This window comes from Kosakonia sp. N21 (genome assembly GCF_050587465.1).
Classification (GTDB): domain Bacteria; phylum Pseudomonadota; class Gammaproteobacteria; order Enterobacterales; family Enterobacteriaceae.
Genome location: NZ_JBOBHR010000042.1, coordinates 1 through 334, shown reverse-complemented (window position 1 = coordinate 334; position 334 = coordinate 1). Strand labels below are relative to the sequence as shown.

1 protein-coding gene is annotated in these 334 nt (G+C 61.1%); it reads left to right on the top strand.

Annotated features, from left to right (window positions below; genetic code table 11):
* Positions 1-334: thiamine pyrophosphate-binding protein (locus ACQ3G7_RS24765; protein ID WP_496353908.1), on the top strand; the 334-nt coding region annotated here is incomplete at both ends.

Below are 334 nucleotides of genomic sequence, written 5' to 3'. Positions count from 1 at the left end.
TGAAGCCTACGGCTGGCACGTGGTGCGCGGGGTGGACGGTCACAATGCAGACGCCATCAAACGCGCGGTGGAAGAAGCGCGCAGCGTGACGGACAAACCGTCGCTGCTGATGTGCAAAACCATCATCGGTTTCGGTTCGCCGAACAAAGCCGGTACCCATGATTCCCACGGCGCGCCGCTGGGGGATGCGGAAATCGCCCTGACCCGCGAAGCGCTGGGCTGGAAACACCCGGCCTTTGAAATCCCGTCTGACATTTATGCGCAGTGGGATGCGAAAGAAGCCGGTCAGGCGAAAGAAGCCGCGTGGAACGACAAATTTGCGGCCTACGCCAGT